This is a genomic window from Massilia sp. BKSP1R2A-1, assembly GCF_050586525.1.
Classification (GTDB): Bacteria; Pseudomonadota; Gammaproteobacteria; order Burkholderiales; family Burkholderiaceae_D; genus Telluria.
This window is the reverse complement of record NZ_JBOBRE010000004.1, coordinates 283788-309237: the sequence shown is the minus strand read 5'-3', so window position 1 is coordinate 309237 and position 25450 is coordinate 283788. Positions and strand designations below refer to the sequence as shown.

Here is a 25450-nt window from a genome sequence, read left to right as displayed (position 1 = left end):
CCGCTCCTGGCCGAACCCGGCCGTTCAGCTCAGCATAGCAGGTGGCCAGGGCCGAAAAGTCGCGGACTGTCACGAAGGACCGGATCCGACCCATTGCGGACGTTCGCGTGGCTCATACTTCTTGGAGCCGAGTGCGCAAGAAGTGAACGATTTTGGTCTTTCCCATCTCTAGCGCAAAGGCTGCCGCGTTCATACTTTTCATGGATTCCCCTGTGTACGCCACCGTAGTGTCAATGCCGCGCTCAACAAGCAGGCGGACAATCTCTAAACTGCCGCTATGGATTGCACTGAACAATGGATTACGCTCTGGCTCACTTATGTCCATCTGAGCCCCGAGACGGAGAAGCAGTTGGACTGCTCCCAGCCGCGCATCAGACGCTGCTTCATTAAGCGCCGTACCCCCGAGTATGCCGCCACGAGCTTGGATGTCCGCTCCTCGTTCGAGAAGCAGATTGATCATCGTCTCATCTCCAAGCCGCGCGGCAACATGCAAGAGCGGACCAAAAGGTGTCATTGCATGCACCAGCGAAGGGTCGCTGTCCAGGAAAGCTCTTAAAGCGTCGAGGTGACCATTTTTGATGGCGTCGTAAGCAGGTTTAGATTTATGCATCTGTTGTCACTTCGTTGACCTATGTCTGCTTCTGGCCGACAGCGGACCATAGCCGAGTGTAAGTCACTGTTGCAAATACAGCAACCGAGCAGTCGCGTTAGACCGAGGGTGGGCACAGTGTTGTTCTTGAGCAGACTGCTAGGTCACATCCGGCCGGAATCCAATATACAAGAAAATCAATGATTTGGCGGTGTCGTGCGTAATTTGTGCGTAACTGAAATTACAGCAGAGTTACGCTGTTTTGACATTGTCGCGAGTAATGTTGTACTGTCAGAACGTTACTTGAATCGGTACATGATATGGCTCGACGCCGCAATCCGCCTCCCACGCCTCCCACGCCTTCAACACCATCACAGCCTCAGCCCTCCACGACGTCCTGGAGGGATCACCCTTTGGCTGTGGCAGCAATCTCTGTCAGTGCAACTCTACTGATTGGCATTGCACTAGTCAAAGACATCATCGTCCCGGCTTATACTGAGCAACTGAAAAATCAACTTGCGGAGTATCCTCAAGTCAAGGAAAAGAACGAAAAACTGCAAGCTGAAATCGAGGAACTGCAGGGCAGATTGGCAACTGCAAAGAGTGAAACAGCGTTGGCTCTGACTGCAAATGCCTTCGTAAGAGGTGATCCTTATCCTGTTGGACTAAACCTCATCCGAATTGGAGATCCTGCAACAAAGATTGAGGCAACTTTTAAGGCAGAACAAATACAGAAGCAAAAGCATGGGCTGTTTTGGTCAGTCAAGACCAATCACCCTATCTTTACGCAAGTCGCGTATTATTTCGATTTGAGCTCAGGAAAGCCAACCGTACGTGCATTATTGCTGTTTGTCGATCACGAAAAGTACAAGGCCCCATACTTAAAGAATAAGCTTCTGTCGGTTTTGGGAGAACCAAAAGGACGAAACGACGAGGAGAAGTTGTTCTGGATCACAAACGATGCTTTGGTCACGGTCGACGATCAGAACTATTCGATAGATCCAGCTTCCAGATATCGGCCAAGTAAAGTGATTAAAAAATAGGTAAAGCCACCTTTCGGTGGCTTCCATCGTTTTAGCAGCTTAGTTTTTATCTTGATATTTCATCATCCACGCCCATACGTCCTTGGCCCGGTACCTAGCGTGTCCCCGCCCGCCGCTAGCGGTTGGCAGTCGAATTGCTTTCGGGAAGTCAGGCTGTGGTGCTAGACGCTCCCGCACCTGAGCTTCGCTCAGCTTCATACACGCTGCTATGGTTGCAATATCCCATATCTCATAGTCAAACGGGATTTGGGGCCGAATGCGCTCTGCGACTGCGGCTGCTAAGCGGTTAATAAGATCGTTATCGCTGGTACTCATGTTGCTGTACCTCCATTTCGCAAATGCGCGCCTCAGCGGCTTTCAGTTTCGCTATAAGGTCGCGTGTAGTGCAGACCATCGCATCGATATGGTGTCTCTTATTGCGGATCTTGCCGTCGTATTGGGCTAACTCACGCTCCCATGCGCGGGCGTACATGTCGGCGTCGGCGTTCGCCTGCTTTACGTCCTGCTCCAGCTTTGCGACGACAGCGCGTGCATGCCGCTGCTCGAGCTTCACGGCGTCCTCAAAAATGTCCCACCCAGACTTAACAACAGAACGAGCGGCAGGGCCAAGGCAAGGAAGTGAAGGTCGTGCCAAGCCGGGACTGACCTGGCTGCAGGAGGGTAGTTCATTATTGGTCATGCTGGACTACCTTTCGCACTATCTCCAGTGGTGAATCTTTTAAATGGGCATGTCGGTAAGTGCGTGGCTCCCTCGGGTTGCTTGCAGCGCACGCATAGGGCCGGCGAGCGGGTGATGTAAGACAGGCCCATCAGCCCTCTCCTGGCTTTGCGAGCGCAGCCACCTGTGCTGCATCCTGCTGGTTCGCGTCCAGGGTGAACATCGACGCTTGCGGTTGAAAGGCCCGACTGTGGTTCGGCATATCGACCAGGTTGTCGAAATGGCTGAGCAGGGCAGCGCGGTACTGACCCATCGTCTGGAAAGTCATGGCGTAGCTGTCGTTGGCGATCAGGTTGCGCAGCGCGCGTAGCATCACGTCGCTTATAGTTTCTGTGTTGATCATGCGGGTGCTCCTGGGGTAGCAGGTTTAATCTGGACTTCGCCGCTATCAATGCCTTCCTTGGCGCCGGCCAGGTACACCGTCATCGAGACCCGCCCACCGTCCTGATAGAGCGATAGCCCGTTGATGAAGCGGTTGCGGTCTTGGTAAAGCACAGGGCGGGCGCAGTGCGCGGATCTGAGTAGCAGCATTTGATGCCGGTATGCGCCCGCATCGAGGGGCGTGTCCTGGTTGCTCGGTACTGGGCCAATCATGCTGCTTCCTCGGCTGGCTGCTTGGCCGTTCGAAAGCAGGCGTTACAACCGCCTTGCTGAACCAACTGCTTCGCTGTAACGACCTTTCCGCACGGGCCCTGCTTCCGGCGCAGACTGATCGGTGGCTTAGCAGCGGTCTGCTCGCGGTAGAGCTCCGTGCTCAGGCGGCTCGGGGTCCCCCAACTCATGCTGCCCTCGCCAACAGTTGCTCGTGCTCGATGTTTACCCGGATCAGGGCAGCGGCCGGCAGCGGCGACACGCTGTTGCCGATCATGCGCACCTGGTCGCTACCGGTCAGCCGCTTCATGACGGTCTTGCCGCGCTTGTTCGTGTAGGTGTAAAGCGGGTCGAGGATGTAGTCCCGGCGAAAGCCTTGGGCGTTCGCAAGCTCGCGCGGCACCAGCATGCGCAACCCGATGTCAACCACCTCCATCAGCTCGCCGTTGATCATCACCAGTTCTGGGTGCTCGGCGTCCTTCAGGCTCGGGCAATACTCGCGCAGGAACGCGCGAACCTGCTCGCGGCGGGTGGCGGATTGGCTTGGCGGCTCCAGCGTTGTACGCATCTCTGCATGATGCTGCCCACTGGCTGTGATCGTACCCAGCGGATCATTGACAGCGGCTGCGGTGCTCGTGCCACGCAGCTTGACTAGGTTGCTGGTTACCACCGCGTGGCGGTTCTCAGTCACGATCGTGCCTAGAGGCTTCGCCACGTCCCATGTGTCGCGGTCGCCGTTGCTCTTGTTGTCGATGCCAATCAGGTGCGCGGTTATCAGCGAGCTATGGTCCGACGTCGTCACGGTCGGTAGCGGCTGCTCGACGCCGACGCCGACCACGCCCTTGTAGTGCTTCGCCAGGTAGGCGCAGGTAACGCCGACGCGGTCCTTGGTGACGATGGTCGGCATTGGCCGTTCGACCGATACGTTTTGACCACCGCTCTTGTAGTACTGAACCAGCGACGGCACCACCACGGCGCGATGGTTCTCGGTGGTTAGCGTGCCCAACGGCTGGTCGGATGGTACTGGCTTGCCTGCGTAGTGCGGTCCGCCCTGGCCGATGATGTAGGGCTGCGGCGCATCCTTTACGTAGCGCTCGAAACCCCGGCCCACTCGGCGCAGCGTTGCATCCGCGAGCGGCTTCTTGCGATCGAAGATCGAGCGGCATGGGATCGACCAGTCGATGCAGTCGGCGGCGGTCACGAACGGCAGCAACTTGCCCGACTTCACCTCGCGCGACTTCGGGTCGCCGTGGGTGGGGGCCGGCCAACGAATGGCGATGCGGTCGCGGCGCATTACCATGAAGAGCCGCTTGCGGATGGTGCCGGCGCCGTAGTCGCATGCACGCAGCACTCGCCACTCGACCTTGTAGCCGAGACCGGCGAAGATGCGCTGCATTGGGAAGTCGTCTCCCAGGACTTGGCGGATCTCCGGCACGTCAGGATGATCCGGCGCCAGGCCGGTCGTCAGCGCGGCGATGAATGCTTTGAAGGTGCGGCCCTTATGGGCCTTGATCGGACGGCCGGCGTCGTCGAGCGGACCCCAGCCCTCGAACTCCTCGACGTTCTCGAGGAACATCAGGCGCGGCGCGAGAGTCACTCCCCACTTGCACACGACCCAGGCGAGACCGCGCGTCTTTTGGTCGAGGATGTTGAAGCCTTTGGCCTTCGAGAAGTGCGTGCACGTCGGCGAGAACCAGGCCGCGCCGAGCGGGCCGTCGCCGATTGCGCGCAAGATATCGAGCAGGAACACATCCTCGCGATAGTGGCGCGTCGTAGGGTGGTTGGCAGCATGCATGGCCAGCGCCGGTCCATCGTGATTGAGAGCCAAGTCAGGATCCCTCCCGAAGGCCATGCGGATTGCTTCGCTAGCACCGCCGCCGCCAGCGAAGTTGTCGGCGATGCGTTCGTGACCGAAGCCAAGTGGTAGGGTGAAGTCGTCGCGTGGCATGTTCTACTTGTCGTTGATGAAAGGTTCGACCAGGGTGAAGAAAGCCTCAACCTCGGCCACGGCGCGCGTCAGGCGCTGCAGAGGAACTCGATGCAGGCCGGCGTCTATGTTCGCGAGCGCCTGGCGGAGCTGCTCCGCCTCCTCGGGCTCCACGGTGATGCAGCTCGACTGCTCATAGCGATCGCAGATGGAGTTCAAGATGTTCGTGCCCGGGTCAAGCAGGCCGCCGTGCATGCCGGCACGATTCAAGGCCGCAAGCATCTTCGAGAGCATGTTGTATGCGTCGATAGAAGGCCGGGCGATCAAGGATTCGCCCGCCATGCGCAGTTCGAGGGCCAGGCGATCGCGGCTCTCCGTCGCCATTGGCACGTTGGCCTTCGGCTGGAATGCGGCGCGCTGGTGGAATCGGGGCATGGCGGGCTCGCAGCTTACGGGCGGCCGAGAAGAACGGTGAAGCCGTTCTCGCGCGCCTGGTTGATGTAGGCCTGGAATGCGTCCTCGATCGCGTTCTCAGCACGGTCCAGCTCGTACCAGAACTTGAGCTTGCCACCGCCCAGCCGGTACTTGAGACGAGCGCGGACCTTGTAACCGTCGCCGTTCTTGAACAGGCGCAGGCCGATCGTGAACTCGCGTGGGATCTCGATCGAGCCGCCGGTTGCGCGCGCGTCGATGTTTTCGCTGTAGGCGAACTGGACCTGGCCGTTGTCGAGGCGCTTGTGGCTGCTGAAGTTGACCTCGGTCTTCGCCTGGAGCGTCAGGGCGACCTGCAGCAGCGTCTCGCCCGACGGCTCGACGACATCAGCGATGTTGTCTTCGAGGTGGATGGCGAAGTCTTCCTGTTCCATCGGTTTCTTGTTCAAGCTCATCCAGGTGGTGAACTCGCGGCTCAGCTCGGCCTTGAATACGGCGCGGTAATCGCGCCAGCCCGCTTCGTCATCGTCGTGGACGTGGTCGTTGAGCACGGCGGTCAGAGTGCGCGCTTCCGGATCGGCGTAGATGTAGACCTTGCCCGGCAACCCCTGGTCGGCGACGAACACGTTGAAGCTGGCGATATCGCTCAGGTGCACAGTGCCTGCCTTGCGGTTTGGTGCCGATTGGGCTTTCTCGATCAAGGCGGTCAGGTCGATGTGCTTGTGATCGGACGGAATCACCATGTGCGGGGTACCACCGACTTCCTGGGCTGCGCAAGCAGCCAGCGACAGCGCGCCGATCTGCTCGATTGCGCTCGCATCGATGTTCAGATGCTCGCCAGCAGCTTGGCTACCGATGTGGAGATGGGCAGTCGTGCCGGCCGTTTCGTTCTTGTTGTCGTTCACTGTGCGGCTTCCTTAAAAGTGGTGGGTTGCGATGGTTTCGCGTCGCGCAACTCAAGCGACTGCTGACGCGGATGGTTGCGCGAGAGGTCGTTTTCTTCGGTGAGCCAGAAGAAGTCCTCACCGCGCTCGGGTTTCGGCAGCGTGATATTGATGCTGTCGGCGATGACGATCTTGTCGACGTCCGAACCGCGGCCTGCCGGCTTTACCTTCAGCTTGAGCGTCAACTCGCCGCCCTTGCCCGTTTCCTTGACCTTTTCGAGCAAGGCGGCCAGCTGGGTGGTCAGCTCGGTGTGGGTGCGGCCGTCACGCAACTCCTGGAGGAAGATGGCGAATGCGCGCGTGCTCATGCCGCCTCCGCGTGTGACAGTTCGTTGACCGGGACGCGCCACGGCGCGCCGTCAAGGGTGCCGGCCACGCGCACCAGGGCGACCTTGGCGCCGTTGGTGATGTCCGTCTTGATCTCGTGGACGGTTCCGGTTTGCGGGCCAGCATCGCTGTCGAACTTGACGGCGCTGCCGGGACCGATGGTGTTCTGCTGCATGCTGGTCCTTTCAGGTGGTGGTGTTATAGGAAGCTGCGTTCGAGAGCAGCGTGTGCAGGTCGTCGCTGTGGGCGACCTCCTTCGGGATTGAGATGGCGAGGCTAAGCGTGCGGTGCGTATAGCCAGCGACCGCTGGGATGTCCGCCACGCGTGCGTTCGCGACGAGCCAGGCGAGGATGAATTTGTCAGCAGGCTTGCGCGGGCCGCTGGTGCGCGCGAGCGCCTTTGGCGTGACCTTCTTCTTGCCGGCCGCCTGTGCGGCCTCCAGTCCCTCCTGGATTACCGCACCGGCCTTGCTGCCGTGCTGTTTGACCATCTTGAGCGCCGCGGTACCGGAAATCAGCCCGGCGTTCACCGCCTGGTGCACGTCGCTGTTCGCCTCGGCGAGTTGGACCATGTCCTTCACGTGCTGGACGGTCTTGCCGCGGCGGTCGGCGATTTGCTTTTCGGACCAGCCGAAGCCGATCAGCTTGCGGTACTGGACGCCCAGCTGCAGCGGCGTGAGCGCCAGGCCGGAGGCGCTATTGAGCATGTGGGCGACCCTGTCGGCGTCGTTTCCGCGGAACTGGCGGCAGTCGAGGGCCTTGATCTCGAAGCCCTTCTCGATCGCATCGAGGGCCGCGGCGTGACGGTGGTGGCCGTCCACGATCAGGATGTGGCCATCGTCGACGCGCACGTCTAGCGGCGGGAAGGTCGCGCCGTTGCGCAGGGCCAGCGACATCTCGGCCACGTGGTCGGGATTCAGCGGGCGGGCATTGAAGCCTTCTTCCACCTCCAGCGCACGCGGATCGATAGCAAACTGAGTTGTCTTCGATACGGCAGGATTGCTCTTGTCTTCGGCTGCGGCCTTCAAGGAGGCCATGTGGTTTGCGTAGGGCATAGTTATTTGTCGTTGGCCTGCAGCATCTTCACGTCGATCCGCGCGCGGCGCTGCATATGCCGGCGTGCGACGGCCTCCAAAATCAATTTGAGGGCGGGGTGTTGGAGCATGTCGTCCAGTGGTTCCGCCGTTCGCAACATCGTGTGTGCGACTTCAAGGGCGGCCCGGTCTGGAGCGACGCGCTGCATGTCAGTACCAGTACATGCTGTGCTTGTAGGCCCGGCGGAGCGACTCGAACCGGGAGAGACCGGTGAAGCGGTAGTAGCGGTAGGCGCCGAAGAAAGTCATGTCAGCCTGCCACCGCGAATTCTTTTTCAGCCGCGCAGTTTCGCTCGCCAAGTGTGCTCAGGTACTGCGACACCTCGGCCGTGTCGAACTGGGCCATAAATTCTTCCTCCCGCGCCCAGATGCCGTGTTCACGCTCATAGGCCACCGAGTGATCAGGCGCCCAGCCGTCGAGGACGATCCGCGACACCACGGAAGTGATTGCGCCGTACATGTGGTAGATCGGTGGCGGTACGTGCTTGGTGAACTCGTCAGCGACCGCTTTCGACGCCACGGCGACATTCGCCAGCTTCGGCAACCAGGCGCGCAGATCCTGCGCCATCCCCGGTTCGAGTTCGAGGGTAAAACCGGTGCGCAGCGCGGGAACGAAGCGATCGACGGCGAAGCAATCGATGCGCGTGTCGCCGACCTTGATCTCGGAAGGCGTAAAGGACGGTGTTGCGTCGTTTAGCAGCGTGCACCTCCGGTCGAAGCCGGTGATGGATGGGAGTCCCAGAATGGACACGCTGATCGTTCCCTCCGCCAGCGGATGCAGCTGGAGGGCAACCTGTTGTCCTTCGAGGTAGATGCCGTTGCAGTAGCGGCTGACGGTTGGGAAGAGCATCACTGCACCTCGCTACTGGTGACGGTGATGCCGCAAGGGACATCAGCAAAGCGCTCAGCAGCGTCTTCAGCAGCCTGGACTGCGCATGCAGCGAGGGCAGGGTAGGTGTGCAGCTGGGTGCCGGTTCGGACGGATACTTGGAAGGTACGCATGGTCACTCCATCGGGTTGATGAAGTGCATTATTACATACGTATTTTAGTTGTTCAATACGTTCGTAATATTATTTTGCGTGGTCTTGCACAGCAGCCGTAGTAGCTGCATGCTGAGACCGAGGGGGGCGGTTAGCGACTACTCAATCCACTTCTCGTGGTAAGGGGCTGGCTGCTCAGGCTTCTTAGCGTTAGGACCGCAGAAGCGATCCCACTGATTTTCATCGAATCTGTCAGGTTCCATATGCAGATCTGTCCCATCGATAGCATAGAATCGGCGAAATCCTACGTAGCCGCCAAATCCATTCTTCGCGTTCATCTCCCCGCACACGGCCTCCCACTTCACCCGCACATTGCGGAACCTTACGGACTCTGGATCTTTGAGGGTGTTTGTAATGTAAGCTTGAACAGCTGAAGCTTTTGCGGCGTCCAGCTTTTTATCAGCCTTTGAAGGCACCGCAGCAGAGGCACTGGCAAGAGTGAACAAGGACAGAAGAACAAGTGAGCGCATTCTTTCTCCAACAAGTGGTACAGAACTAAACGTGATCAGTTTCACGGCGCACAACGCGTCCAATGACTATGCAATCCGAGCCCCTACAAACCCGGCGCCCGAACTTCGGAGCTGGATTATCGGAGCACAGATACCACTGACCACCTTCTCTGATCATCCTCTTTACGACAGCCTCGCCTTCATAATTCACAGCGTAGACCTCGCCGTTTACAAGTCGTGCGTCCGCCGTGTTGACAACAATGAGATCGCCCTCATAGAGGTTGGGCTCCATGCTTTCGCCCTTAACTTCAATCGCCACAAGGTGAGATGGGTTTAATCCCTTGCGTTCTAGCCACCTAGTCGGAAGTTCCCATATACCCCCGTTGCGGTGATCTAACTCCAACTGAAATCCAGTTACGCCGGCGGAGAGCTTGAAGTCGCTCACTTTACGTATTGAGGTATGTAAACGGCTGCCGTCCTCTGTTCTTCGAACGGACATTGCGCCTGGTATTTCAGCGTTCGCATCAGTTCCAGAAGAGACAGCAGCGTAAGGATCTCCCTTCCCGTCTGCGAGCCACTCTGTACTTACGCCAAGCGCTGCGGCGATCTTAGTAAGGCTGCGGGATGTCTTAGTGCGTCCTGATTCTAAGTGCGCGATGCTGCCTTGAGTTACGCCTGCTCGAGATGCGAGATCTTGCTGCGTAAATTCTGTGCCGAGATGCTCAGCTTTTTTGGCCCTGGCCCAGATCAGCCGCTCTTGAAGTGATTTCATATCACGATTGTAATTAGGAACATCATTACAAAGGTATTGAGCATCTTCAATACGTATGTAATAATGGTTCATGGACATCCAAAAAATCACTGCAGAGCTCATCGCGACTGGGTTGACCCAAGAGGCACTTGCTTCCTTGGCGAATTGTAGTCAGCCAACCATCAGCGCCTTCCTAAAGGGCAGCCGAGGGGCGCGCCCGTCGCTTGCCATCGGCAAGCGACTGCTTGAGCTTCATCACGACCGAGTGATTGCGGTAGACGGTTCCGAGCGTTCCCGCCGTAAGGACGACAAGTCGCCGGCGTCCAGCACGGAGCAGCGGTAGTACGACGATCACTGAAGAGCTCGATCTGGACCGGCGAGAAGATTTCGGTGATTTAAGTTCGGCTAAAGAATTGCTCATAGGAAATTAGTTATTGGTGGAATTGATTCGATGCAGAAATGTTATCGCGCTGATTCCGAAAGCAGTACCCAAGGAATGGAAGGACAGACCGTGGAAATGTTGACCGCCTACCAAGACATGATCAAGGTGCACGGCTGGAACGGCACCGCTGCAACGCTCGGCATGACGAAGTCGCAGCTGGAGGCCCGCGTGTACGAGGTCAAGGGGCAGGGCATGCGCGTTGACACGGCGCTGCTCATTCAAGCCTACGCCGGCACGACGCACTTTGCTCAGGCCGTAGCTGCTGCCTCGGGCGGCGTCTTCCTTGAGCTGCCGCCGACTGAGGGCGTATCTGGCGAAGAGCTGCATGCCAAATTCCACGAGCTGTACTCCGAACTTGGGGTTCTGTCGGCCACCTACACCGACGCGGTGAAGGATAACGAAATCGACGAGCGCGAACGTGCAAGCCTGGAGGACATCGGCCAGCAAATGCACAAGATCGTTGGCGAGCTGATGTCGCTGATGTTCCAGATTTACTGCCGCCAGCCGGTGGCCGCAACAGAAGTGCCAGGTCATGGCCGCTGATTCGAACGTGACACTGGACCGCGCCGTGATCGAGCATGTTCGCCGTACCTACCGTGACCGGTTTGCAGCGCCTAACAAGGTGCCAGTCGATAAGGTGCGCGTCCTGGCACACCTACGCGCCTTGCTGGCTGAACTGCAGAAGCAGGAGGGCGCCAATGGCGACGCTTGACGTGAGCGCTATTCCGCCCGAGCTGGCCGAGCGCCCACAGTGGCTGGTCTGGAAGTTCGAACCAGGTGAAAAGAAGCCGAAGAAGATGCCGTACTACGTGTCCGGCCGCCGGCGCACTGGTACGCAGGGAAGTCTGGAGGACCGGGCCGAGTTGGTTCCTCTTGAGGTAGCGCACGCCCGCTGCACGCAAGGATATTCCGGAATTGGTTTTGCGTTCCTCCCTGGTGACGGTCTCATCGGTATCGATATCGATGGCTGTATCGATGACGACGGCGTAGTCGGTTCTCGCGCGGCAGAGATTATCTCTGCCTGCGCTTCCTATACCGAATACTCGCCTTCCCGAAAAGGCGTGCACATTATCGTCAACGGCGAGACCAAAACCTTCAAGTCGAATGACATAGGGCTTGAGGTGTTCTGCGGCGCACAGTTCTTCACGTTTACAGCTTCACCTTTCCCGGGCTCCCCCGGTCACGTTGCCGCAATCGAGCCGCGTGTGCTTAACCGCCTGCAGTTGACCGTCCAGCAGGCCAAGAGCGGCTCCGCTTTCCGTGCCTCTCTGCCGTCTCCAGCCGCTACGGACGAACGTGCCAAGCTGGAGTCAGCCCTTGCCTGCATCAGCTCGGATTGCGGCTACGCCGACTGGATTCGCGTAGGCATGGGCATCTATGCTGCGCTGGGTCCAACCGGCTTGGCCGTATGGGACTATTGGTCCTCGCGCTCCTCCAAGTACGCTGGAATCAAAGACCTCGAACCGCACTGGCGATCCTTTGGAGGCGACGGTGGTATTACGTCTGCCACCGTCTACAAGATGGCGATCGATGAAGGCTGGAGGCCACCGCGGCTGCCGGGATCCTATACCGCTCCGGTACGAGCCTCCGCGCCGAGCGCGGAGGTTCCTGCCTACCTCGACGAAGTTCCGTCACCTTCCGCACCTTTTGATGTCGTCGACACGCCCGCGGTAGCGGTGCCGACCCTTGAGGTGCTGCTGTCGCACTTCAGCCTGATCTACCCTACCACCGACGTCTGGGACAGCCTGCGGAAGCAGCGCTTGAAGAAGTCGGCTTTCGCCGCCTGGGTGGGCAAGGACCTGGCAGCAACGTGGGAGAAAGATCCCAAGCGCCGCACCATCCTGCGCGACTCCCTGCCCACCCTCATCGGAGGAAAGGCCGTCGAGGGCGGCGCTGGCGGCGGCAAGCTGGGCGAGATGCTCGACAACCTGACGCTGCTGCGTGGCACCGAGACCGTCTGGGACGCGATCGGCCAGCAGGTTATGTCGCTGGGCGCCGTGCGCGCCGACTATACCGCCGAGCTGACAGGGAAGTGGCAGGAGCATGCTCAGCGCAAGACGATCGAGGCCCGCAACCTGGTATTCGATCCGACGCAAACAGCGGACCCGGTCAGCCACGTGAACATCTTCCTCGGTTGGCCGCTGTCGCCGCGGGAGAACGGCGAGTTGATCAAGCCAATCCTCGCGCTCCTTGCTTCGCTGTGCGACGCCGAGGACCGAGTGGAGGACTGCGTCGAGTGGATCCTGCGCTGGCTGGCTTATCCCCTCCAGCACCCGGGCGCCAAGATGCAGACCGCGCTGTTGATGTTCGGCGAGAAGCAGGGCACCGGCAAGTCGCTGTTCTTCCAGGACGTGATGCTGCCGATCTATGGTGACTACGGCACGGTGGCCAGTCAACACCAGTTGGACTCGACCTTCACCGCCTGGCGCAGCCGCAAGCTGTTCGTCCTGTTCGAAGAGGTCCTGTCGCGTGATGACAAGTACAGCCACAACGGCACGCTCAAGTACATGATCACCGGCAAGACGATGAGCATCAACCAGAAGAACCTGCCAGAGCGGGACGAGCGCAACCACATGAACTCGGCCTTCCTGTCGAACGAGCCGCAGCCGATCCCGATCGAGCTGGAGGACCGGCGCTTCATGGTGATCGAAGCCAGGCGGAAGCAGGACCCACAGTTCTACGCCGAGGTGCAGCGCTCGATCGCAGCCGGCGGGATCGAGGCCTTCTACCACTTCCTGCTCAACCTGCCGCTGGACGACTTCAATGAGCACACCAAGCCGCCGATGACGCTGGCGAAAGAGCGCGTGATCGAGTTCGGTCTGGCCGGCTGGATGAGCTTCCACCGGGCGTGGAAGGACGGCTACCTGGATGCGCCGTACTGCTCCTGCCTGTCGGAGGACCTCTACATCATCTACAAGCGGTGGTGCGACAAGAGCGGGGAGAAGCCGCTCACCTTGTGCAAGTTCTCAGGCCTGATCGCCAGTCGGGAGCACAAGGCCAAGAAGAGTGTGGCGGTCGAGAGCAAGCACAAGAAGACGCGGATGGTGTTCATGGTCGAGAACCCAGACCATCCGGAAGACCTGGAGGCGCAGATCGCCAAGTTTAGGAAGCTGAGCGACGTTCGTGCGGACCGGGCATTGCAGGGTTGAGCAGGGTTGGACACAAACCCTGCAAGGCTGAAACCCGCATGAACAGTGGGTTCTAGCAGCGTAGGTAGGGTTTGCAGGGTTTTACGCACATAGGTGCGAATTGCTGTGGTTCTGATGCGGGTCTTTTTTTTGACGCCCACATCAAAAACAACCCTGCATCCCTGCATACCCTGCCAAGAGTCAGTATCCATGCGGGTTACAAACTTGCAGGGTTTAGAGATTGGGCTGCAAAGCCTGCGAAATGAGGAGAGCAGTATGCGGATGAGTGTGAAGACGACCTTCCCGGCCATGGCAGACCGGATCGCCGAGCTGGGCAGGCAAGGGCCGTTCGTGGCCGCGGTTTCGCTGACCCGCACCGCCCAGGACGTCCAGGCTGCTATCAAGGACGAGATGCGCGCCTCCTTCGATCGTCCGACCGCATATGCCGTGAACGGCACGTACCTGAAGCGTGCGACGAAGACCAACCTCGAGGCGCGTGTCTGGGTCAAGGATGATCCGTTCGGCAAGGGTGTGCCTGCCGACCGCTTCCTGTCGCCGCAGATCTTCGGCGGTGGCCGCCGCCATAAGGGGGCCGAGCGCCTGCTCCAGGCCAATGGCTTGATGCCTGCCGGCTGGTTCCTGGTGCCGGCGGCGGGCGCCCAGCTGGACGCCAACGGCAACATCCGTCGCAGCCAGATCACCCAGATCCTGTCGCAGCTGAAGGTGCAGCGCGGAGCAGGCCACGAATCCCGCGCCACGGGCAGCCAGCGTTCGAACCGCACCATCGCGCGCCAGGGCGTGACCTACTTCGCACTGCCGAACGGGAACCGTGGCCTGCCGCCTGGTGTGTACCTGAAGCGCCGATTCGGCCATGGCACAGCGATCCGCCCGGTGTTCGTCTTCGTGTCGCAGGTGCAGTACCAGACCCGCCTGCGCTTCCATGAGGTCGCCGAGGCCACGGTGGCTGCTCGCTTCCCGCTGCACTTCGAGGCCGAAACGGAGAAGGCGCTGAGGAGAGCGCGCATCCGGTAGCACCCCCTCCCCCGGGTTAGGTTCTTCCCGGGGTATGGCTGGCAAGGGTAATTCAGGCCCCGTCAGCGCATTAGCCGGACCCCAAAACATTTCCTGACAAACATCCTGACAACGCACCGAAACACATGCCGAACCTGACAACCATCGCCGAGTGGGCCAAGACCGTGGGGATTTCCCGCCAGTCCGCATACGAAGCGGTGAAGCGCTGCGAGATCCCGGTCACCGATGGCAAGGTCGACCCGGACTATGCGTCGCATCTGTACGCAAAGAATACCCGCCAGCGTGCGAACGGGCACCGTCCTGACCAACTGGCAAACGGGGCGCAGCCCGGGGCGACGGCGGGTGCGGGAGGGGCGGGAGGTCCGGAGTCTCCAGCCAAGGTGCCAGGCTACGATACGAGCCGTGCGCGCAGGGAGGCGGCGGAAGCGGAGGCGGCCGAGATCAAGCTTGCCGAGATGGCCGGGAGGTTCCTGCTCAAGGCCGACGTCGAGGCCGCTATGTTCGAAGTTGCGCGCGGGCTGCGCGATGGGCTGAGCAACTGCGCGCGCCGGATCGCAGCGGAGGTTGCTTCTCTCGACAAGCCGGAAGCATGCGAGGACGTGATCGAGCGCGAGCTGCAGGCGCTGCTCCAAAGTATGGCCCATATGCTGCAGTCCGACCTGGGCGTCAACGTCGCCGAGGCGGTCGAGTGATGCGCCTTGCTCCAGCCTTCAGCGTCGTGCGCGCTGCAATCGGCCGCGGCCTGCAGCCGGATCCGAACCTTCCGGTAGACGAATGGGCCGACCAGCACATGATCATTCCGAAAAGCGGGGGAGCCAGCGAGTACGGCAAGTACCGCACCAGCCGGACGCCCCATGCGCGCCAGGTCATGCGCGCGCTGTCGCCGCACCATCCGTGCAAGCGCGTCGTGGTGATGGGTGCGTCGCAGATGCTGAAGACCCAGGTGGGTTTAAACTGGTTCGGCTCGACCGTGGCCCAGGCGCCGTCGAACTTCCTGTGGATTCTCCCGACCGGCAAGCTGGCCAAGCGCGCAAGCAAGCGGATCGACAAGACCATCGAGGCGGTGCCGGTGCTGCGCGAGCGCGTTGCGGTGCCGCGCTCGCGCGACTCGATCAACACGATGGACACCAAGGAATACACCGGTGGTGCGCTGACCATCGTCACATCGGGAGCCGCAGCCAACCTGTCCGAGCTGTCCTGCCGCTACGTCCTGTACGACGAGGTCGACCGCGCCGATGCCAACGTGGACGGTGAGGGCGATACCGTTGCCCTGGCAGAGGCGCGCCAGACCACCTATGAGCGCAACCGCAAGTCCTACTACCCCAGCTCGCCAACCGAGAAGGATGCTTCGGCGATCGAGGCGCTGTACCAGAAGGGCACGCAACAGGAGGCGCTTGCCGACTGCGTACACTGTGGTCACCCTCAAACGCTGGTCTTCGAGCGCCTGCAGGAGGACGAGGCCGCCGGCGCGATGTACCCCTGCATCGAGTGCGGCGGCTTCATGTACGAGACCGACAAGACGAAGATGTTCGAACGCGGCGCCTGGACTGAAGGCGTGGCCGGCGACGGCGAGACGATCAGCTTCACCATCAACGGTATGTTCCTGCCCTACGGCTGGTTTTCCTGGGCTGGCCTGCTGAAGGAGTACAAGGCGGCCAAGGCCAAGCTGGACGAGGGCAGCGAAGAGAAGATGATCACGTTCTACAACACGCGCCTGGCCCGCAGCTGGGAGCGTAAGAAAGAACAGACCAAGGCGAGCGAGCTGCAGGCGCGCGCCGAAGCGTACAAGCTGGGCGCGGTGCCGAAGGGCGGCTTGATCCTGACGGCCACGGTCGACACGCAGCCGGACCGCTTCGAGATGAAGGTGATCGCGTGGGGTGAGGGCCTGGAATGCTGGATCGTGGACTACCAGGTGGTGTCCGGCTCGCCGTCCGATCAGGACACGCAGGACCGGCTCGACCAGCTGCTGCTCGGCCGCTACCAGCATGTGAGCGGACGGATGCTGTCGATCGCCGCGGCCTTCATCGACTCGGGTGGCTCGAATACCCACGACGTGTACAACTTTACCCGCACCAAGCAGCACCGCCACGTCTACGCGATCAAGGGGGAGTCACGCTACGGCAAACCGATCTTGGCCACGAAACCATCGCTGGTTGACGTGAACTGGCAGGGTAAAAGTATCCCGCACGGCGCCAAGCTGTGGCTGATCGGCACCGATACGGCAAAGGACTACCTGGCGGTGCGGTACCGCCTAGTCGATGGCCCGGGCGCAATCCACTTCCCGGCGAACCTCGCGCTCGATTATTACGAGCAGCTCACCGCCGAGTACTGCGTGAGCGTGTACAAGCGGGGCAGGAAGATACGGGTCTGGGAAAAGAAGAAGAACGACCGTAACGAGGCCGGCGACCTGATGGTCTACGGCCTGGCCTGCGCCTATTACCTGGGGCTGCACAAGAAGACGGCAGCACAGTGGAAGGTGTTGCGCGACTTCGTTGACCCGGATACGCCGGACTTGTTCGAACAGCCGCCGGCTCCCGACGAAACGTCGGGCGAATCCAAGTTAGTTGAGCAGGCAGCAGAAATCACCTCAATCCCAGAAAACACCACGAGAGCCGAACAATGGCAGCCGACCACGAAGCCGTCCTTACCACCCAGTCTGCCGCGCCGGCCCGCCGGGAGACAGTGGTGAACAGCGAGGTTTTTGACAATCCCGACCTGGTTGATGCGATCTTCGCCTTCATCGAAACTGAGTTTCCTGACATGGCGTCGCGCACAGCGGTCCTAAAGGAGGAGGTGCGGCGCGAGTTCAGCGGGATCGAGATCTACATACCGCGCCGCTCGGTGGCCGAGCGTGAGCGTATCACTGCTGAGGTGCTCCGGGTGTTCGATGGAAGGAACGCCGTGGAGGTGGCCCGGCGCCTGGGGATCGGGCGCGCTACCGTGTACCGCATCATCAAGCAAGCGGGAAGCAAGAAATAACGTCTCAGTTTTCCGAGAACTGAGACAGCATCACCGCTACCCTCGGTGGCATGGCTATCTCCCAAGCAGATCTCGACGCCCTTGATGCGGCAATCGCCTCCGGTGCCACTTCGGTGGTCTTCGACGGGCGGAGCATCACCTATCAGAACACCGCGCAGATGATCGCCGCCCGGGAGCACACCGCCAAAGTGCTCAACGGCGGCATGCAGAACCGCGGCCCACGGGTCTACGGTTTTCGTTTCACGACGAACCGGGGCGATTGATGCCGAACATCCTCGATCGTATCGTCGGCTGGGTCAGTCCGCATGCTGGCATCAGCCGCCACCTCGCCCGCCGCCAGTTGGAGCGCGCATACGAGGCGGCCAGTCCACGCGACTCCTGGCGCCCGCGCCGGGCCGGCGCAAGCGCAAATGCCGACCACCAGGCGGACGCGCGTACGCTGCGAGTCAAGGCGCGCGCTTTGGTGCAGAACGTCCCGTACATCAGTGCGGCGCTCAAGGGGCTCGCCACAGCAACTGTCGGCACGGGCATCATTCCCCGTGCTACGGGCGTAGACAAGGACATCATCAACAAGCTGTTCAAGGAATGGTCCAAGGTATGCGATGCCGATGGCCGCTTCGACTACTACGGCCTGATGAGGGCCGCATACTTCGCGATGGAGCAGGACGGCGAGGTACTGGTGCGCATGCGCACCCGGCGCCCGACAGATGGCCTGCCGGTGCCGCTGCAGCTCCAGCTGCTGGAGATCGACTGGCTCGATAGCGCTCGCAGCGGGACGCACAACGGGAACGCGATCATCAACGGCATCGAGTACGACATGCTCGGCGCCGTCGCCGCCTACTACCTGTGGGACCGCCACCCGGGCGATGTCACCGTAGCGCGCGGGCGGGCCCAGAGCCAGCGGGTGCCGGCCAAGGACATCATTCACCTCTTCAACCCGGAGCGCCCGGGGCAGGGCCGCGGCTTCACTCGCCTGGCTTCGGTCATCACCCGCGTGCGCGACCTGCAGCTTTACGAGGATGCGGAGTTGTCGCGCAAGAACCTGGAAACCCGCCTATCCGTGCTGGCCAGCGGCGACCTGACCGCCATGGACAACCCGGCCGGCATGGGCGGCGATGGAGCAGGGCAAGGCAACGGAGTGCGCGACCTGGGTGAGCTGGGTGGCGGCAACATCTTCGGCATGCCTGCCGGGATGAATTTCACCGTCGTCGAGCCGAAGGCAGCACCCGGCTACGTGGAGTACGTGAAATTCCAGCTGCACATCATCGCCACCGGCATGGACGTGCCGTACGAGATGGTGACCGGGGATATGAAAGACACGAACTTCAGTAGCGCGCGCGTTCGGCTGCTGGACTTCCGTCGCGCGGTGCAGTCAATGCAGTGGCTCGTGCTCATCCCGAAGCTGCTAGTGCCGATTCACGATGCGTTCGTGGAGCACGCGTTCCTAGCAGGGAAGATCAAGGCGCGCGACAAGTCTGTCGATTTCAGTCCGCCAAAATGGGACTACGTGAATCCGGAGCAGGACGTCAAGGCCGACCTGGCCGAGATCGGTGGCGGCCTGGCGAGCATCAGCGAGAAACTCCGGCAGCGCGGCTACGACCCTGATGTCGTGTTCAACGAGCTGAAGGGCGACATCGACAAGCTGCGAGAGCTTGGCATCCTCGAAGTGTTGCTGTTCCTTCAGCGCGGCAATCTGCCAACGCAAGGGTCCGCTGAACCGAAAACTTAGTTTGAATTAAGGATCAAATGAAATTCGCCGACCTCCTCAAGCAGAACACCAGCAGCACGAGCACGGCCACGCTCACTCTGACGTCGGCTGTCGCCGGGTTCCGCACGCTTACGCAGGCAATGGCGGACAACGAGCTGGCCGTAGGAGATCGGACCACGTTCATAGTGCGCGACACCCAGGGCAATTGGGAATTCTCCCTGTTCGAGATCGTGAGCCCAGGTACATTGACGCGCATCGAAGTGCGCCGCAGTTCCAACTTCGGTGATCCCGAAATCTTTCTGGGCGGAGCAACCGTCTCCAATACGCCAGACGGCACGTGGCTGTCAGAGTTGCTCAGCGCTGCAGATACTGTTGAGGTGACCGATCTTCAGTCACTAACCAGCATCGCGGACGCCGTGCGCTTCCTGGCGCTCGATACGGCCGGAGGCCTGCGCACCGTCACCGCGGCGGTGCAAAAGGCATACAACGGTGGCAGCTCGGCGCCTGCGGACACGACCGTGCCCAGTGCGCCTACCAACCTCGCTTCGAATACGGTCACCCAGACCTCCTTCAACGTGACCTTTACGCCTGGCACCGACAACGTCGGCGTGGCGCGCAGCGAGTGGAGCCTGAACGGCACCACCTGGACGGCCATTGGTAGCGCGACGACGTTCAGCGTGACGGGGCGCACCGCGGGGACGCTATATTCCGTCCAGATTCGCACCGTTGACACCTCGGGCAACGTGTCCGCTGTGGCCACGATCAACGTCACTACTGCGCAGCCGACGAGCACCCCGGATACGCAGTCGCCAACCTGGCTTGCTGGCAGCCTCAGCACCAGCAGCGTCAACAGCAGCGGCTACGTCATGACCTGGCCGACTGCGACGGACAACGTGGGGGTCGACCATTACGAGTCGAGCATCGACGGCGGCGTAACTTGGACCGCGCACGCAGCCAACGTTACGAGTCGCACCGTCACTGGGCGCCCGGCGAGCACGACGGATGATCTGCGCGTGCGCGCGCACGACGCCGCCGGCAATATCTCGAACGTGCTGACCGCGACCGTGACCACAAGCGCCGCTCAGCCGACCACGCCAACGCTTTCGAAAGCTGGCGCCGTTCGCGCGACCGGTGCGGCGACTGGCGTCGCCAACGTTAATACCGACGTCTCGTCCGGCGAGTTGCGTATCCTCCTGAGCGCGAACGCGAGCGAGTCCGACACCACTGTCGCAGCGTCCAGCACTGCGCAACCCGTGACTGCAGCGGGTACGCAGCGCATCAATCTGGCGGGCATTGCCGGAACGACGCTCTACATGCACGTCGTACACCGCGTCAACGGTGTCAACTCGGCAGTCGTGAGCACGCCGCTCTACCAGTACGCGCCGCGCAGCAACACCGCGCCGAAGACGACCATCCTGCCGTCGACCGGAACGGCCAGTGGCAGCGATATGTACTACAGCGGTAGCGACTACTTTACCGGCACTTATTACGACATCACGCCGACGCCTCCAAGCACTCCGCTGGGTGGCTGGGACACCACCGCAACGGGTGCGGAGACGATCATTGCCGCTGCAGAAAACAACGCTGGCGGCGGTAAGAAAAACGGCTTGGCGCCACTGACCGCTGCCACCGCGCCCGCGTGGAACATGATCCAGGTCCTCCTGTGGCAGAAGCCGGCGGGCGTACGTTCGGGGCCGCTGTTCTACAAACTGAAAATCGGAGATGCACCGGCCGTTTGCCTCATGCCGAAAGACGGTAACGGCGAGTTCATCCCAGCATATATCGAGGCAACCGGCTAATGTCGATCCTGACCAGCAAAGGCAGAGCGCTACGGCTCGGCGCCAAGCTCCTGGCGCGCGCTGTGGCGAGCACCCTGCCACCGGACCCGGAAATCCCGGGCAGCGGCACGATCACCTTGGCCGAGCCGGTGAACTTCACCGTGCACCAGCACGTCAACGGCAGCAAGATCGTGACCGCAGGCGCGACGTTCACTGGCGACGTTACGCTGCTCGAGGTCCGCGCCGTGCCCATCGCTCTGGATGGCACCCTGGACGCAAGCAAGGCAACCGCCTGGACGCCGATTGCTACCGACGTCAGCGCGAAGACCGGCAGCGGCCCAGCGCAGATTCCCGAGGGCGGCTGGTACGTGTGGCAGGCCCGCGACGCGATCAAAACCGGCATCACGGCGACTGGTGCGAACCGTTGGGGCGTGGGCGAGGTCGTCCTGTGGATCGGTCAATCCAACGCCGAGAATAGCCCGGAGACCCCCGACAAGTACCCAAGTGGCGACCCGCGCGCCGTCGAATACGTGCTGGTTGGGACCGCTAAAACTAAGGTGCTGCGGCGCCTCGGCACCTACGCCGACCAGAAGCCGCCGAACACGCTGTTTTCCGGCACCGGTGGTTACGGCAGCAACTGGAGCGGCGCCGGATCACGCGGCGACGGGTATGTGTTCTTTGCCAACCTACTGTCCCAAGGGAGGAATGTCCCCGTCCTGATCATTCAGCGCGCTGTTGGCGGCACCGCCATTGAAAGCTGGCTTGCGCCAGGCGGCCACCTGCAAACCGCCATCGCTGCGGTGAATGAGGTTGGTGGGAGTTGCGGTTTGGCTATGTGGTATCAGGGCGAAGCCAATGCGGACTCCGCAACCAGCGAAGGGGCATACTTCGGCAGTCTTGGCACGCTGCACAGCCGCCTGAAAACAGCCTTTGGGCAGGACATCAAGCTCGGCGTCGTGGCCCTGGCGGCCATTTCAGACAGCCAGTACACAGACGGCACTGAAACACAGGTTCCGGCAATCCGGCGTGCGCAAATCCGCTATGCCAACGAAACGCCTGGCGCATTCCTCGCGGCCACCGGCTGCGACCTGTACACGGGCGACGCGGTGCACCTGCACAAGTCCAGCTACAGCATCAGCGGGCGACGCCACGCGAAATCTGCGCTGGCTGCCCTGGGCATTGGCAAGACCGCCGCCGGGCCTCGGATTGCGGGCGCCGCGCGCGCCGGCCTCGATGTCGACGTGACGATCGCGCACACCGGAGGTACGGCGTTGTCCGACGGCGCGGGCGGCAACGGGTCTGCGCTGGCAGGTTTCCGATTCTTCGACAACGGGGTGCCGCTGGCCTACACCTCAAGCAGCATCATCAACGCTACCACGATCCGGCTGAGGCTTGCTTCGGCACCGACCGGCGTGCTGACGATGGACTTCGCGCAAACCAACGCGCCTTTCCATGCGGACCCTACGAATTCGCGGGTCCCGGCGGTCGAGGCATCGATCGTCTACGACAACGCGTACTACCACGGCTCCAGCATCACGGCGACGTTCGCGCTGAGCACGGTCGGCTGTCCGTTGCAGCCGTGCCCGGCTATCACCATCACAGGGAGCTGACATGCTCGGATTTGCAGCAATCGGCGAGCTTGCCCTGGGCGAATTCCCGGACGAGATCGGCACGCCGCCCAAACCTGGCGGCGGGATCGACATCGCGCTGGTGGCCGCGGAGCGCATCGTCGTGTTCGAAGCTAGCCGCAGCCGGGTAGTGATCTTTGAAAGCAGTGGACTAAGAGTGAGGTTTAACCAGATGAGCGCAAAAATTCCCTACAAAGTCGGTGATCTGTGGAAGACGGACCGCGATCCCGATGAAGAGAGCTACTACGCGGCCGACATCACCGACGAGCTGGCCGCGCGCAACACCACCCCAGTCCGGGAGCAGTTGGCGATCTTGCTCGGCGGTGTTACCCAACTGTCCGAGCCCACCATTCAGACGGCGACAGTTGCGGGTGTGCAGCGCACCTTCATTGTGGTGTTCCTCGGCGGAATCGAGGGTGATCTGCCCGCCCAATGGTTCTGGACGGCGCGGGTACGCTGTGCCAACGGCGAACGATTCGACAAGACGACCCATTTCAACAGACTGGATACGTGATGATAAACATTGCCGATAACCCAGCTGTATTGCAACAGCTGGTTGAAGCAAGCAAGGTAGCAGAGGCGTCCGGCCCTGCGAGCATCGAGCGCGATCGACCGCCGGGTGAGGCGGCCGATAGCCCTGCTTATCCGGCAAAGGTGCTTGAGCTGGTTGACGGTCGATACCGTGTCGTAGGCGTCGAAAAGTAGCTTTCAAAAACTGTCTCAGTTTTCCGAGAATTGAGACAGTGCAATGCGCAGAATGGGCTGCATGACGACGCCTACTCCTGCGACCTCCCAAGTCCGTGCCGAGACCGATCCGCGCACGATGCCCATGCTCAGCCGCTCGGCTGAGCTGGTCCCCGCCACGTTCAACGATGCCGACAACACCGTCGAGGTGGTCTGGACCACTGGCGCGCGCGTCCGGCGCTACGACTGGTGGACTGAGACCAGCTACGAGGAAGAGCTGGCTGTCACGCCCGAAGCAGTCGACATGTCGCGCTTCGCCGCTGGCACTGTCCAGGTGTTCGATAACCATCGCACTTACGGCGGCATCGGCTCCATCCTCGGTGTTGCCATCCGCGGCAGCATTGAGAACGGCGAGGGCAGGGCCACCCTGCGTCTGTCCAAGCGCGCCGATATTGCCGAGATCGTCGCCGACATCAAGGCTGGCATCATCCGCGCCATCAGCGTCGGCTACAGCGTCAGCAAGTACGAGATCACCCGCACCATCGATCGCACCGACGGCGGCACCATGCCGTTGTACCGCGCCGTCGCGTGGCAGCCATACGAAATCAGCTTTGTCACCGTTCCGGCCGATGCTGACGCGAGCACGCGCAGCCAGCCGTCGAACGGTGTCCAGTGCGAATTCATCACCCGGGCGCCCGCCCATTCCGCTCCATCCAACCAGGAAGACAACATGCCAACTGCTACCCAACCGGGCGCCCAGAACACCGCGCCTATCGACGCCGCCCGCTCGGCAACCCCTCCGGCCGCGGCTCCTGCTGCGCCGGCACCTGCTGCTGCGCCAGCACCGGACGACGCTGCGGCCCGTGCCGCCACCGAAGCCGCCGCCCGCTCGGCGGAGATCACCGAACTGTGCGTCCGCCATGGTGTGACCAACCTGGCCGCTGGTCTGATCCGCAGTGGCGGTACCGTCGACCAGGCGCGCGCTGCCGTGCTGGAAGAGCTGGCCCGCAACGACGCCGCCCGCGGTGGCCACAACAACGTCGGACGTATCGTGACCGTGAGCGACCAGCAGCAGGTGCGCATGGCCGGCATCGAGGAAGCGATGATGCACCGCATCCATGCCGGTACCAAGTTGACCGACAACGGTCGTCAGTACCGCGGCATGAGCATTCTCGAAATCGGCCGTGACTTCCTGGAATCGCAGGGTGTCAACACCCGCGGCATGGATCGTATGCGCCTCGCCCACGAGATCCTCCACTACCGCTCGAGCATGCATGGCACCAGCGACTTTGCCGCGCTGTTCCAGAACGTGGCCAGCAAACGCCTGCGCGACGCGTACGCCGAGAACGCCGGCACCTACACCCAGTGGGCACGCCGTGCGCCGAACGCGCCGGACTTCAAGAACATCAGCATCGTGCAACTGTCGGGCGCCCCGGAATTGCTGCAGACCAACGAGCACGGCGAGTTCAAGTACGGCACGATGAAGGATGCCGGCGTGAACTATGCGCTGGTGACCTACGGCCGCATGGTGTCGCTGACCCGCCAAGCCATCGTGAACGACGACCTGCGTGCCTTCGAGCGCCTGGTGTCGGCATTCGGTGCAAGCTCCAGCCGCCTCGAGAATCGCCTGGTCTACAGTCAACTGACCTCGAACCCGGCCATGGGGGACGGCACCCCACTGTTCCACTCGGACCACAAGAACCTCGGCACCGGCGCCGGCTCGGCCCTGCAGTTGTCCGCCCTGAAGGCGGGCCGCACCGCGATGCGTGTCCAGAAGGGCCTGCAGAACGAAGAGCTGAACCTGTCGCCGAACTTCCTGATCGTCCCCGCCTCCCTGGAGCAGGACGCTTACCAGCTGACCAGTTCGAACTATGTTCCGGCCAAGCAGGGCGACGTGAACGAATTCCGCAGCGGCGGCCGCACTGCGGTCGAGCCGATCGTCGAGCCGATCCTCGACGGCGTGAGCGACAAGGAGTGGTACCTCGCCAGCAATAACAGCCAGATCGACACCGTCGAGTACTGCTACCTGGATGGCGCGGAAGGCCCGGTCATCGACAGCCAGAACGGCTTCGAAGTCGACGGCGTCACCTGGAAGTGCCGCCTGGACTTCGCGGCCAAGGCGGTCGACCACCGCGGCCTGTATAAGGGCGCCGGCGCGTAAGCGC

General features: G+C 61.5%; 29 protein-coding genes. 15 read left to right on the top strand and 14 right to left on the bottom strand.

Annotated features, from left to right (window positions below):
* Nucleotides 1-112: 112 nt before the first annotated feature.
* Nucleotides 113-610, bottom strand: coding sequence for an ankyrin repeat domain-containing protein (locus ACQ7JA_RS08875; protein WP_430896693.1), 498 nt, complete (start codon nucleotides 608-610; stop codon nucleotides 113-115).
* Nucleotides 611-1002: 392 nt separating this feature from the next.
* On the opposite strand from ACQ7JA_RS08875, the gene ACQ7JA_RS08870 reads away from it, so the two are divergent.
* Nucleotides 1003-1632, top strand: a complete 630-nt coding sequence (locus ACQ7JA_RS08870; RefSeq protein ID WP_430896691.1) for a hypothetical protein — start codon at nucleotides 1003-1005, stop codon at nucleotides 1630-1632.
* A 298-nt stretch (nucleotides 1633-1930) separates the two neighbouring features.
* On the opposite strand, the gene ACQ7JA_RS08865 is transcribed toward ACQ7JA_RS08870, so the two are convergent.
* From ACQ7JA_RS08865 to ACQ7JA_RS08805, 13 genes are all read right to left on the bottom strand, one after another.
* On the bottom strand, nucleotides 1931-2185 hold the full coding sequence (locus ACQ7JA_RS08865) for a hypothetical protein (RefSeq protein WP_430896689.1): 255 nt from the start codon (nucleotides 2183-2185) through the stop codon (nucleotides 1931-1933).
* A gap of 256 nt (nucleotides 2186-2441) precedes the next feature.
* A complete protein-coding gene (locus ACQ7JA_RS08860) occupies nucleotides 2442-2693 on the bottom strand; it encodes a hypothetical protein (RefSeq protein WP_430896687.1) in 252 nt (83 codons plus the stop codon).
* On the bottom strand, nucleotides 2690-2944 hold the full coding sequence (locus tag ACQ7JA_RS08855) for a hypothetical protein (protein ID WP_430896685.1): 255 nt from the start codon (nucleotides 2942-2944) through the stop codon (nucleotides 2690-2692). Before ACQ7JA_RS08855 ends, ACQ7JA_RS08860 begins: the two co-directional genes overlap by 4 nt.
* Before the next feature lie 184 nt (nucleotides 2945-3128).
* Nucleotides 3129-4889, bottom strand: coding sequence for a DNA cytosine methyltransferase (locus ACQ7JA_RS08850; RefSeq protein WP_430896683.1), 1761 nt, complete (start codon nucleotides 4887-4889; stop codon nucleotides 3129-3131).
* 3 nt (nucleotides 4890-4892) lie between these two features.
* Complete coding sequence (locus ACQ7JA_RS08845; RefSeq protein ID WP_430896681.1) at nucleotides 4893-5303, bottom strand: hypothetical protein; 411 nt, start codon at nucleotides 5301-5303, stop codon at nucleotides 4893-4895.
* A 14-nt stretch (nucleotides 5304-5317) separates the two neighbouring features.
* On the bottom strand, nucleotides 5318-6205 hold the full coding sequence (locus ACQ7JA_RS08840; RefSeq protein WP_430896679.1) for a DUF2303 family protein: 888 nt from the start codon (nucleotides 6203-6205) through the stop codon (nucleotides 5318-5320).
* Nucleotides 6202-6552 carry a hypothetical protein gene (locus ACQ7JA_RS08835; RefSeq protein WP_430896677.1) on the bottom strand — a complete coding sequence of 117 codons (351 nt, stop codon included), beginning with the start codon at nucleotides 6550-6552 and terminating at the stop codon, nucleotides 6202-6204. Before ACQ7JA_RS08835 ends, ACQ7JA_RS08840 begins: the two co-directional genes overlap by 4 nt.
* Nucleotides 6549-6746, bottom strand: coding sequence for a hypothetical protein (locus tag ACQ7JA_RS08830; RefSeq protein WP_430896675.1), 198 nt, complete (start codon nucleotides 6744-6746; stop codon nucleotides 6549-6551). Before ACQ7JA_RS08830 ends, ACQ7JA_RS08835 begins: the two co-directional genes overlap by 4 nt.
* A 10-nt stretch (nucleotides 6747-6756) precedes the next feature.
* Nucleotides 6757-7608 carry a ParB/RepB/Spo0J family partition protein gene (locus ACQ7JA_RS08825; protein WP_430896673.1) on the bottom strand — a complete coding sequence of 284 codons (852 nt, stop codon included), beginning with the start codon at nucleotides 7606-7608 and terminating at the stop codon, nucleotides 6757-6759.
* A 20-nt stretch (nucleotides 7609-7628) separates the two neighbouring features.
* The gene (locus ACQ7JA_RS08820; RefSeq protein ID WP_430896671.1) at nucleotides 7629-7814 is read right to left on the bottom strand and encodes a hypothetical protein; all 186 of its coding nucleotides are present in this window, start codon (nucleotides 7812-7814) and stop codon (nucleotides 7629-7631) included.
* A gap of 101 nt (nucleotides 7815-7915) precedes the next feature.
* Entirely contained in the window at nucleotides 7916-8515 is a 600-nt protein-coding gene (locus ACQ7JA_RS08815; RefSeq protein WP_430896669.1) for a hypothetical protein, read from the bottom strand.
* Between the two features lie 289 nt (nucleotides 8516-8804).
* Complete coding sequence (locus ACQ7JA_RS08810) at nucleotides 8805-9176, bottom strand: hypothetical protein (protein ID WP_430896667.1); 372 nt, start codon at nucleotides 9174-9176, stop codon at nucleotides 8805-8807.
* Between the two features lie 25 nt (nucleotides 9177-9201).
* Nucleotides 9202-9999, bottom strand: a complete 798-nt coding sequence (locus ACQ7JA_RS08805; RefSeq protein ID WP_430896665.1) for an XRE family transcriptional regulator — start codon at nucleotides 9997-9999, stop codon at nucleotides 9202-9204.
* Between ACQ7JA_RS08805 and ACQ7JA_RS08800 the strand changes: the two genes are divergently transcribed.
* The 14 genes from ACQ7JA_RS08800 to ACQ7JA_RS08735 all read left to right on the top strand — a co-directional run bounded on the left by ACQ7JA_RS08800 (nucleotide 9998) and on the right by ACQ7JA_RS08735 (nucleotide 25446).
* Nucleotides 9998-10249: a helix-turn-helix domain-containing protein gene (locus ACQ7JA_RS08800; RefSeq protein WP_430896663.1), complete on the top strand. Its 252-nt coding sequence runs from the start codon at nucleotides 9998-10000 to the stop codon at nucleotides 10247-10249. The two genes, ACQ7JA_RS08805 and ACQ7JA_RS08800, sit on opposite strands and share 2 nt — an antisense overlap.
* Nucleotides 10250-10423: 174 nt before the next feature.
* On the top strand, nucleotides 10424-10891 hold the full coding sequence (locus ACQ7JA_RS08795; protein WP_430896835.1) for a YmfL family putative regulatory protein: 468 nt from the start codon (nucleotides 10424-10426) through the stop codon (nucleotides 10889-10891).
* Complete coding sequence (locus ACQ7JA_RS08790; RefSeq protein ID WP_430896661.1) at nucleotides 10881-11060, top strand: hypothetical protein; 180 nt, start codon at nucleotides 10881-10883, stop codon at nucleotides 11058-11060. Before ACQ7JA_RS08795 ends, ACQ7JA_RS08790 begins: the two co-directional genes overlap by 11 nt.
* Entirely contained in the window at nucleotides 11047-13497 is a 2451-nt protein-coding gene (locus ACQ7JA_RS08785) for a DUF5906 domain-containing protein (protein WP_430896659.1), read from the top strand. Before ACQ7JA_RS08790 ends, ACQ7JA_RS08785 begins: the two co-directional genes overlap by 14 nt.
* Nucleotides 13498-13752: 255 nt before the next feature.
* Nucleotides 13753-14508, top strand: a complete 756-nt coding sequence (locus ACQ7JA_RS08780; protein WP_430896657.1) for a hypothetical protein — start codon at nucleotides 13753-13755, stop codon at nucleotides 14506-14508.
* Between the two features lie 125 nt (nucleotides 14509-14633).
* Complete coding sequence (locus ACQ7JA_RS08775) at nucleotides 14634-15200, top strand: hypothetical protein (protein ID WP_430896655.1); 567 nt, start codon at nucleotides 14634-14636, stop codon at nucleotides 15198-15200.
* On the top strand, nucleotides 15200-17197 hold the full coding sequence (locus ACQ7JA_RS08770; RefSeq protein ID WP_430896653.1) for a phage terminase large subunit family protein: 1998 nt from the start codon (nucleotides 15200-15202) through the stop codon (nucleotides 17195-17197). Before ACQ7JA_RS08775 ends, ACQ7JA_RS08770 begins: the two co-directional genes overlap by 1 nt.
* Nucleotides 17194-17487: a Mor transcription activator family protein gene (locus tag ACQ7JA_RS08765; RefSeq protein WP_430896651.1), complete on the top strand. Its 294-nt coding sequence runs from the start codon at nucleotides 17194-17196 to the stop codon at nucleotides 17485-17487. Before ACQ7JA_RS08770 ends, ACQ7JA_RS08765 begins: the two co-directional genes overlap by 4 nt.
* 50 nt (nucleotides 17488-17537) lie before the next feature.
* The gene (locus ACQ7JA_RS08760) at nucleotides 17538-17750 is read left to right on the top strand and encodes a phage head-tail joining protein (protein WP_430896649.1); all 213 of its coding nucleotides are present in this window, start codon (nucleotides 17538-17540) and stop codon (nucleotides 17748-17750) included.
* Nucleotides 17750-19216: a phage portal protein gene (locus ACQ7JA_RS08755; RefSeq protein WP_430896647.1), complete on the top strand. Its 1467-nt coding sequence runs from the start codon at nucleotides 17750-17752 to the stop codon at nucleotides 19214-19216. Before ACQ7JA_RS08760 ends, ACQ7JA_RS08755 begins: the two co-directional genes overlap by 1 nt.
* A 17-nt stretch (nucleotides 19217-19233) precedes the next feature.
* Nucleotides 19234-20994 (top strand): hypothetical protein, encoded by a 1761-nt coding sequence (locus tag ACQ7JA_RS08750; RefSeq protein ID WP_430896645.1) that lies wholly within the window; start codon nucleotides 19234-19236, stop codon nucleotides 20992-20994.
* Nucleotides 20994-22583 carry a sialate O-acetylesterase gene (locus tag ACQ7JA_RS08745; RefSeq protein ID WP_430896643.1) on the top strand — a complete coding sequence of 530 codons (1590 nt, stop codon included), beginning with the start codon at nucleotides 20994-20996 and terminating at the stop codon, nucleotides 22581-22583. Before ACQ7JA_RS08750 ends, ACQ7JA_RS08745 begins: the two co-directional genes overlap by 1 nt.
* Nucleotide 22584: 1 nt before the next feature.
* Nucleotides 22585-23115, top strand: coding sequence for a hypothetical protein (locus ACQ7JA_RS08740; RefSeq protein ID WP_430896641.1), 531 nt, complete (start codon nucleotides 22585-22587; stop codon nucleotides 23113-23115).
* 252 nt (nucleotides 23116-23367) lie between these two features.
* Complete coding sequence (locus ACQ7JA_RS08735; protein WP_430896639.1) at nucleotides 23368-25446, top strand: prohead protease/major capsid protein fusion protein; 2079 nt, start codon at nucleotides 23368-23370, stop codon at nucleotides 25444-25446.
* Nucleotides 25447-25450 lie beyond the last annotated feature (4 nt).

What these genes read in the sequence shown, in the direction of transcription:
- ACQ7JA_RS08830 (WP_430896675.1), bottom strand. Translation starts at nt 6,746, where the DNA reads ATGCAGCAGAACACCATCGGTCCCGGCAGCGCCGTCAAGTTCGACAGC.
- ACQ7JA_RS08815 (WP_430896669.1), bottom strand. Translation starts at nt 8,515, where the DNA reads ATGCTCTTCCCAACCGTCAGCCGCTACTGCAACGGCATCTACCTCGAA.
- ACQ7JA_RS08770 (WP_430896653.1), top strand. Translation starts at nt 15,200, where the DNA reads ATGCGCCTTGCTCCAGCCTTCAGCGTCGTGCGCGCTGCAATCGGCCGC.
- ACQ7JA_RS08800 (WP_430896663.1), top strand. Translation starts at nt 9,998, where the DNA reads ATGGACATCCAAAAAATCACTGCAGAGCTCATCGCGACTGGGTTGACC.
- ACQ7JA_RS08735 (WP_430896639.1), top strand. Translation starts at nt 23,368, where the DNA reads ATGACGACGCCTACTCCTGCGACCTCCCAAGTCCGTGCCGAGACCGAT.
- ACQ7JA_RS08745 (WP_430896643.1), top strand. Translation starts at nt 20,994, where the DNA reads ATGTCGATCCTGACCAGCAAAGGCAGAGCGCTACGGCTCGGCGCCAAG.
- ACQ7JA_RS08740 (WP_430896641.1), top strand. Translation starts at nt 22,585, where the DNA reads ATGCTCGGATTTGCAGCAATCGGCGAGCTTGCCCTGGGCGAATTCCCG.
- ACQ7JA_RS08850 (WP_430896683.1), bottom strand. Translation starts at nt 4,889, where the DNA reads ATGCCACGCGACGACTTCACCCTACCACTTGGCTTCGGTCACGAACGC.
- ACQ7JA_RS08860 (WP_430896687.1), bottom strand. Translation starts at nt 2,693, where the DNA reads ATGATCAACACAGAAACTATAAGCGACGTGATGCTACGCGCGCTGCGC.
- ACQ7JA_RS08795 (WP_430896835.1), top strand. Translation starts at nt 10,424, where the DNA reads ATGTTGACCGCCTACCAAGACATGATCAAGGTGCACGGCTGGAACGGC.
- ACQ7JA_RS08755 (WP_430896647.1), top strand. Translation starts at nt 17,750, where the DNA reads ATGCCGAACATCCTCGATCGTATCGTCGGCTGGGTCAGTCCGCATGCT.
- ACQ7JA_RS08845 (WP_430896681.1), bottom strand. Translation starts at nt 5,303, where the DNA reads ATGCCCCGATTCCACCAGCGCGCCGCATTCCAGCCGAAGGCCAACGTG.
- ACQ7JA_RS08760 (WP_430896649.1), top strand. Translation starts at nt 17,538, where the DNA reads ATGGCTATCTCCCAAGCAGATCTCGACGCCCTTGATGCGGCAATCGCC.
- ACQ7JA_RS08750 (WP_430896645.1), top strand. Translation starts at nt 19,234, where the DNA reads ATGAAATTCGCCGACCTCCTCAAGCAGAACACCAGCAGCACGAGCACG.
- ACQ7JA_RS08775 (WP_430896655.1), top strand. Translation starts at nt 14,634, where the DNA reads ATGCCGAACCTGACAACCATCGCCGAGTGGGCCAAGACCGTGGGGATT.
- ACQ7JA_RS08825 (WP_430896673.1), bottom strand. Translation starts at nt 7,608, where the DNA reads ATGGCCTCCTTGAAGGCCGCAGCCGAAGACAAGAGCAATCCTGCCGTA.
- ACQ7JA_RS08835 (WP_430896677.1), bottom strand. Translation starts at nt 6,552, where the DNA reads ATGAGCACGCGCGCATTCGCCATCTTCCTCCAGGAGTTGCGTGACGGC.
- ACQ7JA_RS08780 (WP_430896657.1), top strand. Translation starts at nt 13,753, where the DNA reads ATGCGGATGAGTGTGAAGACGACCTTCCCGGCCATGGCAGACCGGATC.
- ACQ7JA_RS08855 (WP_430896685.1), bottom strand. Translation starts at nt 2,944, where the DNA reads ATGATTGGCCCAGTACCGAGCAACCAGGACACGCCCCTCGATGCGGGC.
- ACQ7JA_RS08875 (WP_430896693.1), bottom strand. Translation starts at nt 610, where the DNA reads ATGCATAAATCTAAACCTGCTTACGACGCCATCAAAAATGGTCACCTC.
- ACQ7JA_RS08790 (WP_430896661.1), top strand. Translation starts at nt 10,881, where the DNA reads ATGGCCGCTGATTCGAACGTGACACTGGACCGCGCCGTGATCGAGCAT.
- ACQ7JA_RS08820 (WP_430896671.1), bottom strand. Translation starts at nt 7,814, where the DNA reads ATGCAGCGCGTCGCTCCAGACCGGGCCGCCCTTGAAGTCGCACACACG.
- ACQ7JA_RS08810 (WP_430896667.1), bottom strand. Translation starts at nt 9,176, where the DNA reads ATGCGCTCACTTGTTCTTCTGTCCTTGTTCACTCTTGCCAGTGCCTCT.
- ACQ7JA_RS08805 (WP_430896665.1), bottom strand. Translation starts at nt 9,999, where the DNA reads ATGAACCATTATTACATACGTATTGAAGATGCTCAATACCTTTGTAAT.
- ACQ7JA_RS08785 (WP_430896659.1), top strand. Translation starts at nt 11,047, where the DNA reads ATGGCGACGCTTGACGTGAGCGCTATTCCGCCCGAGCTGGCCGAGCGC.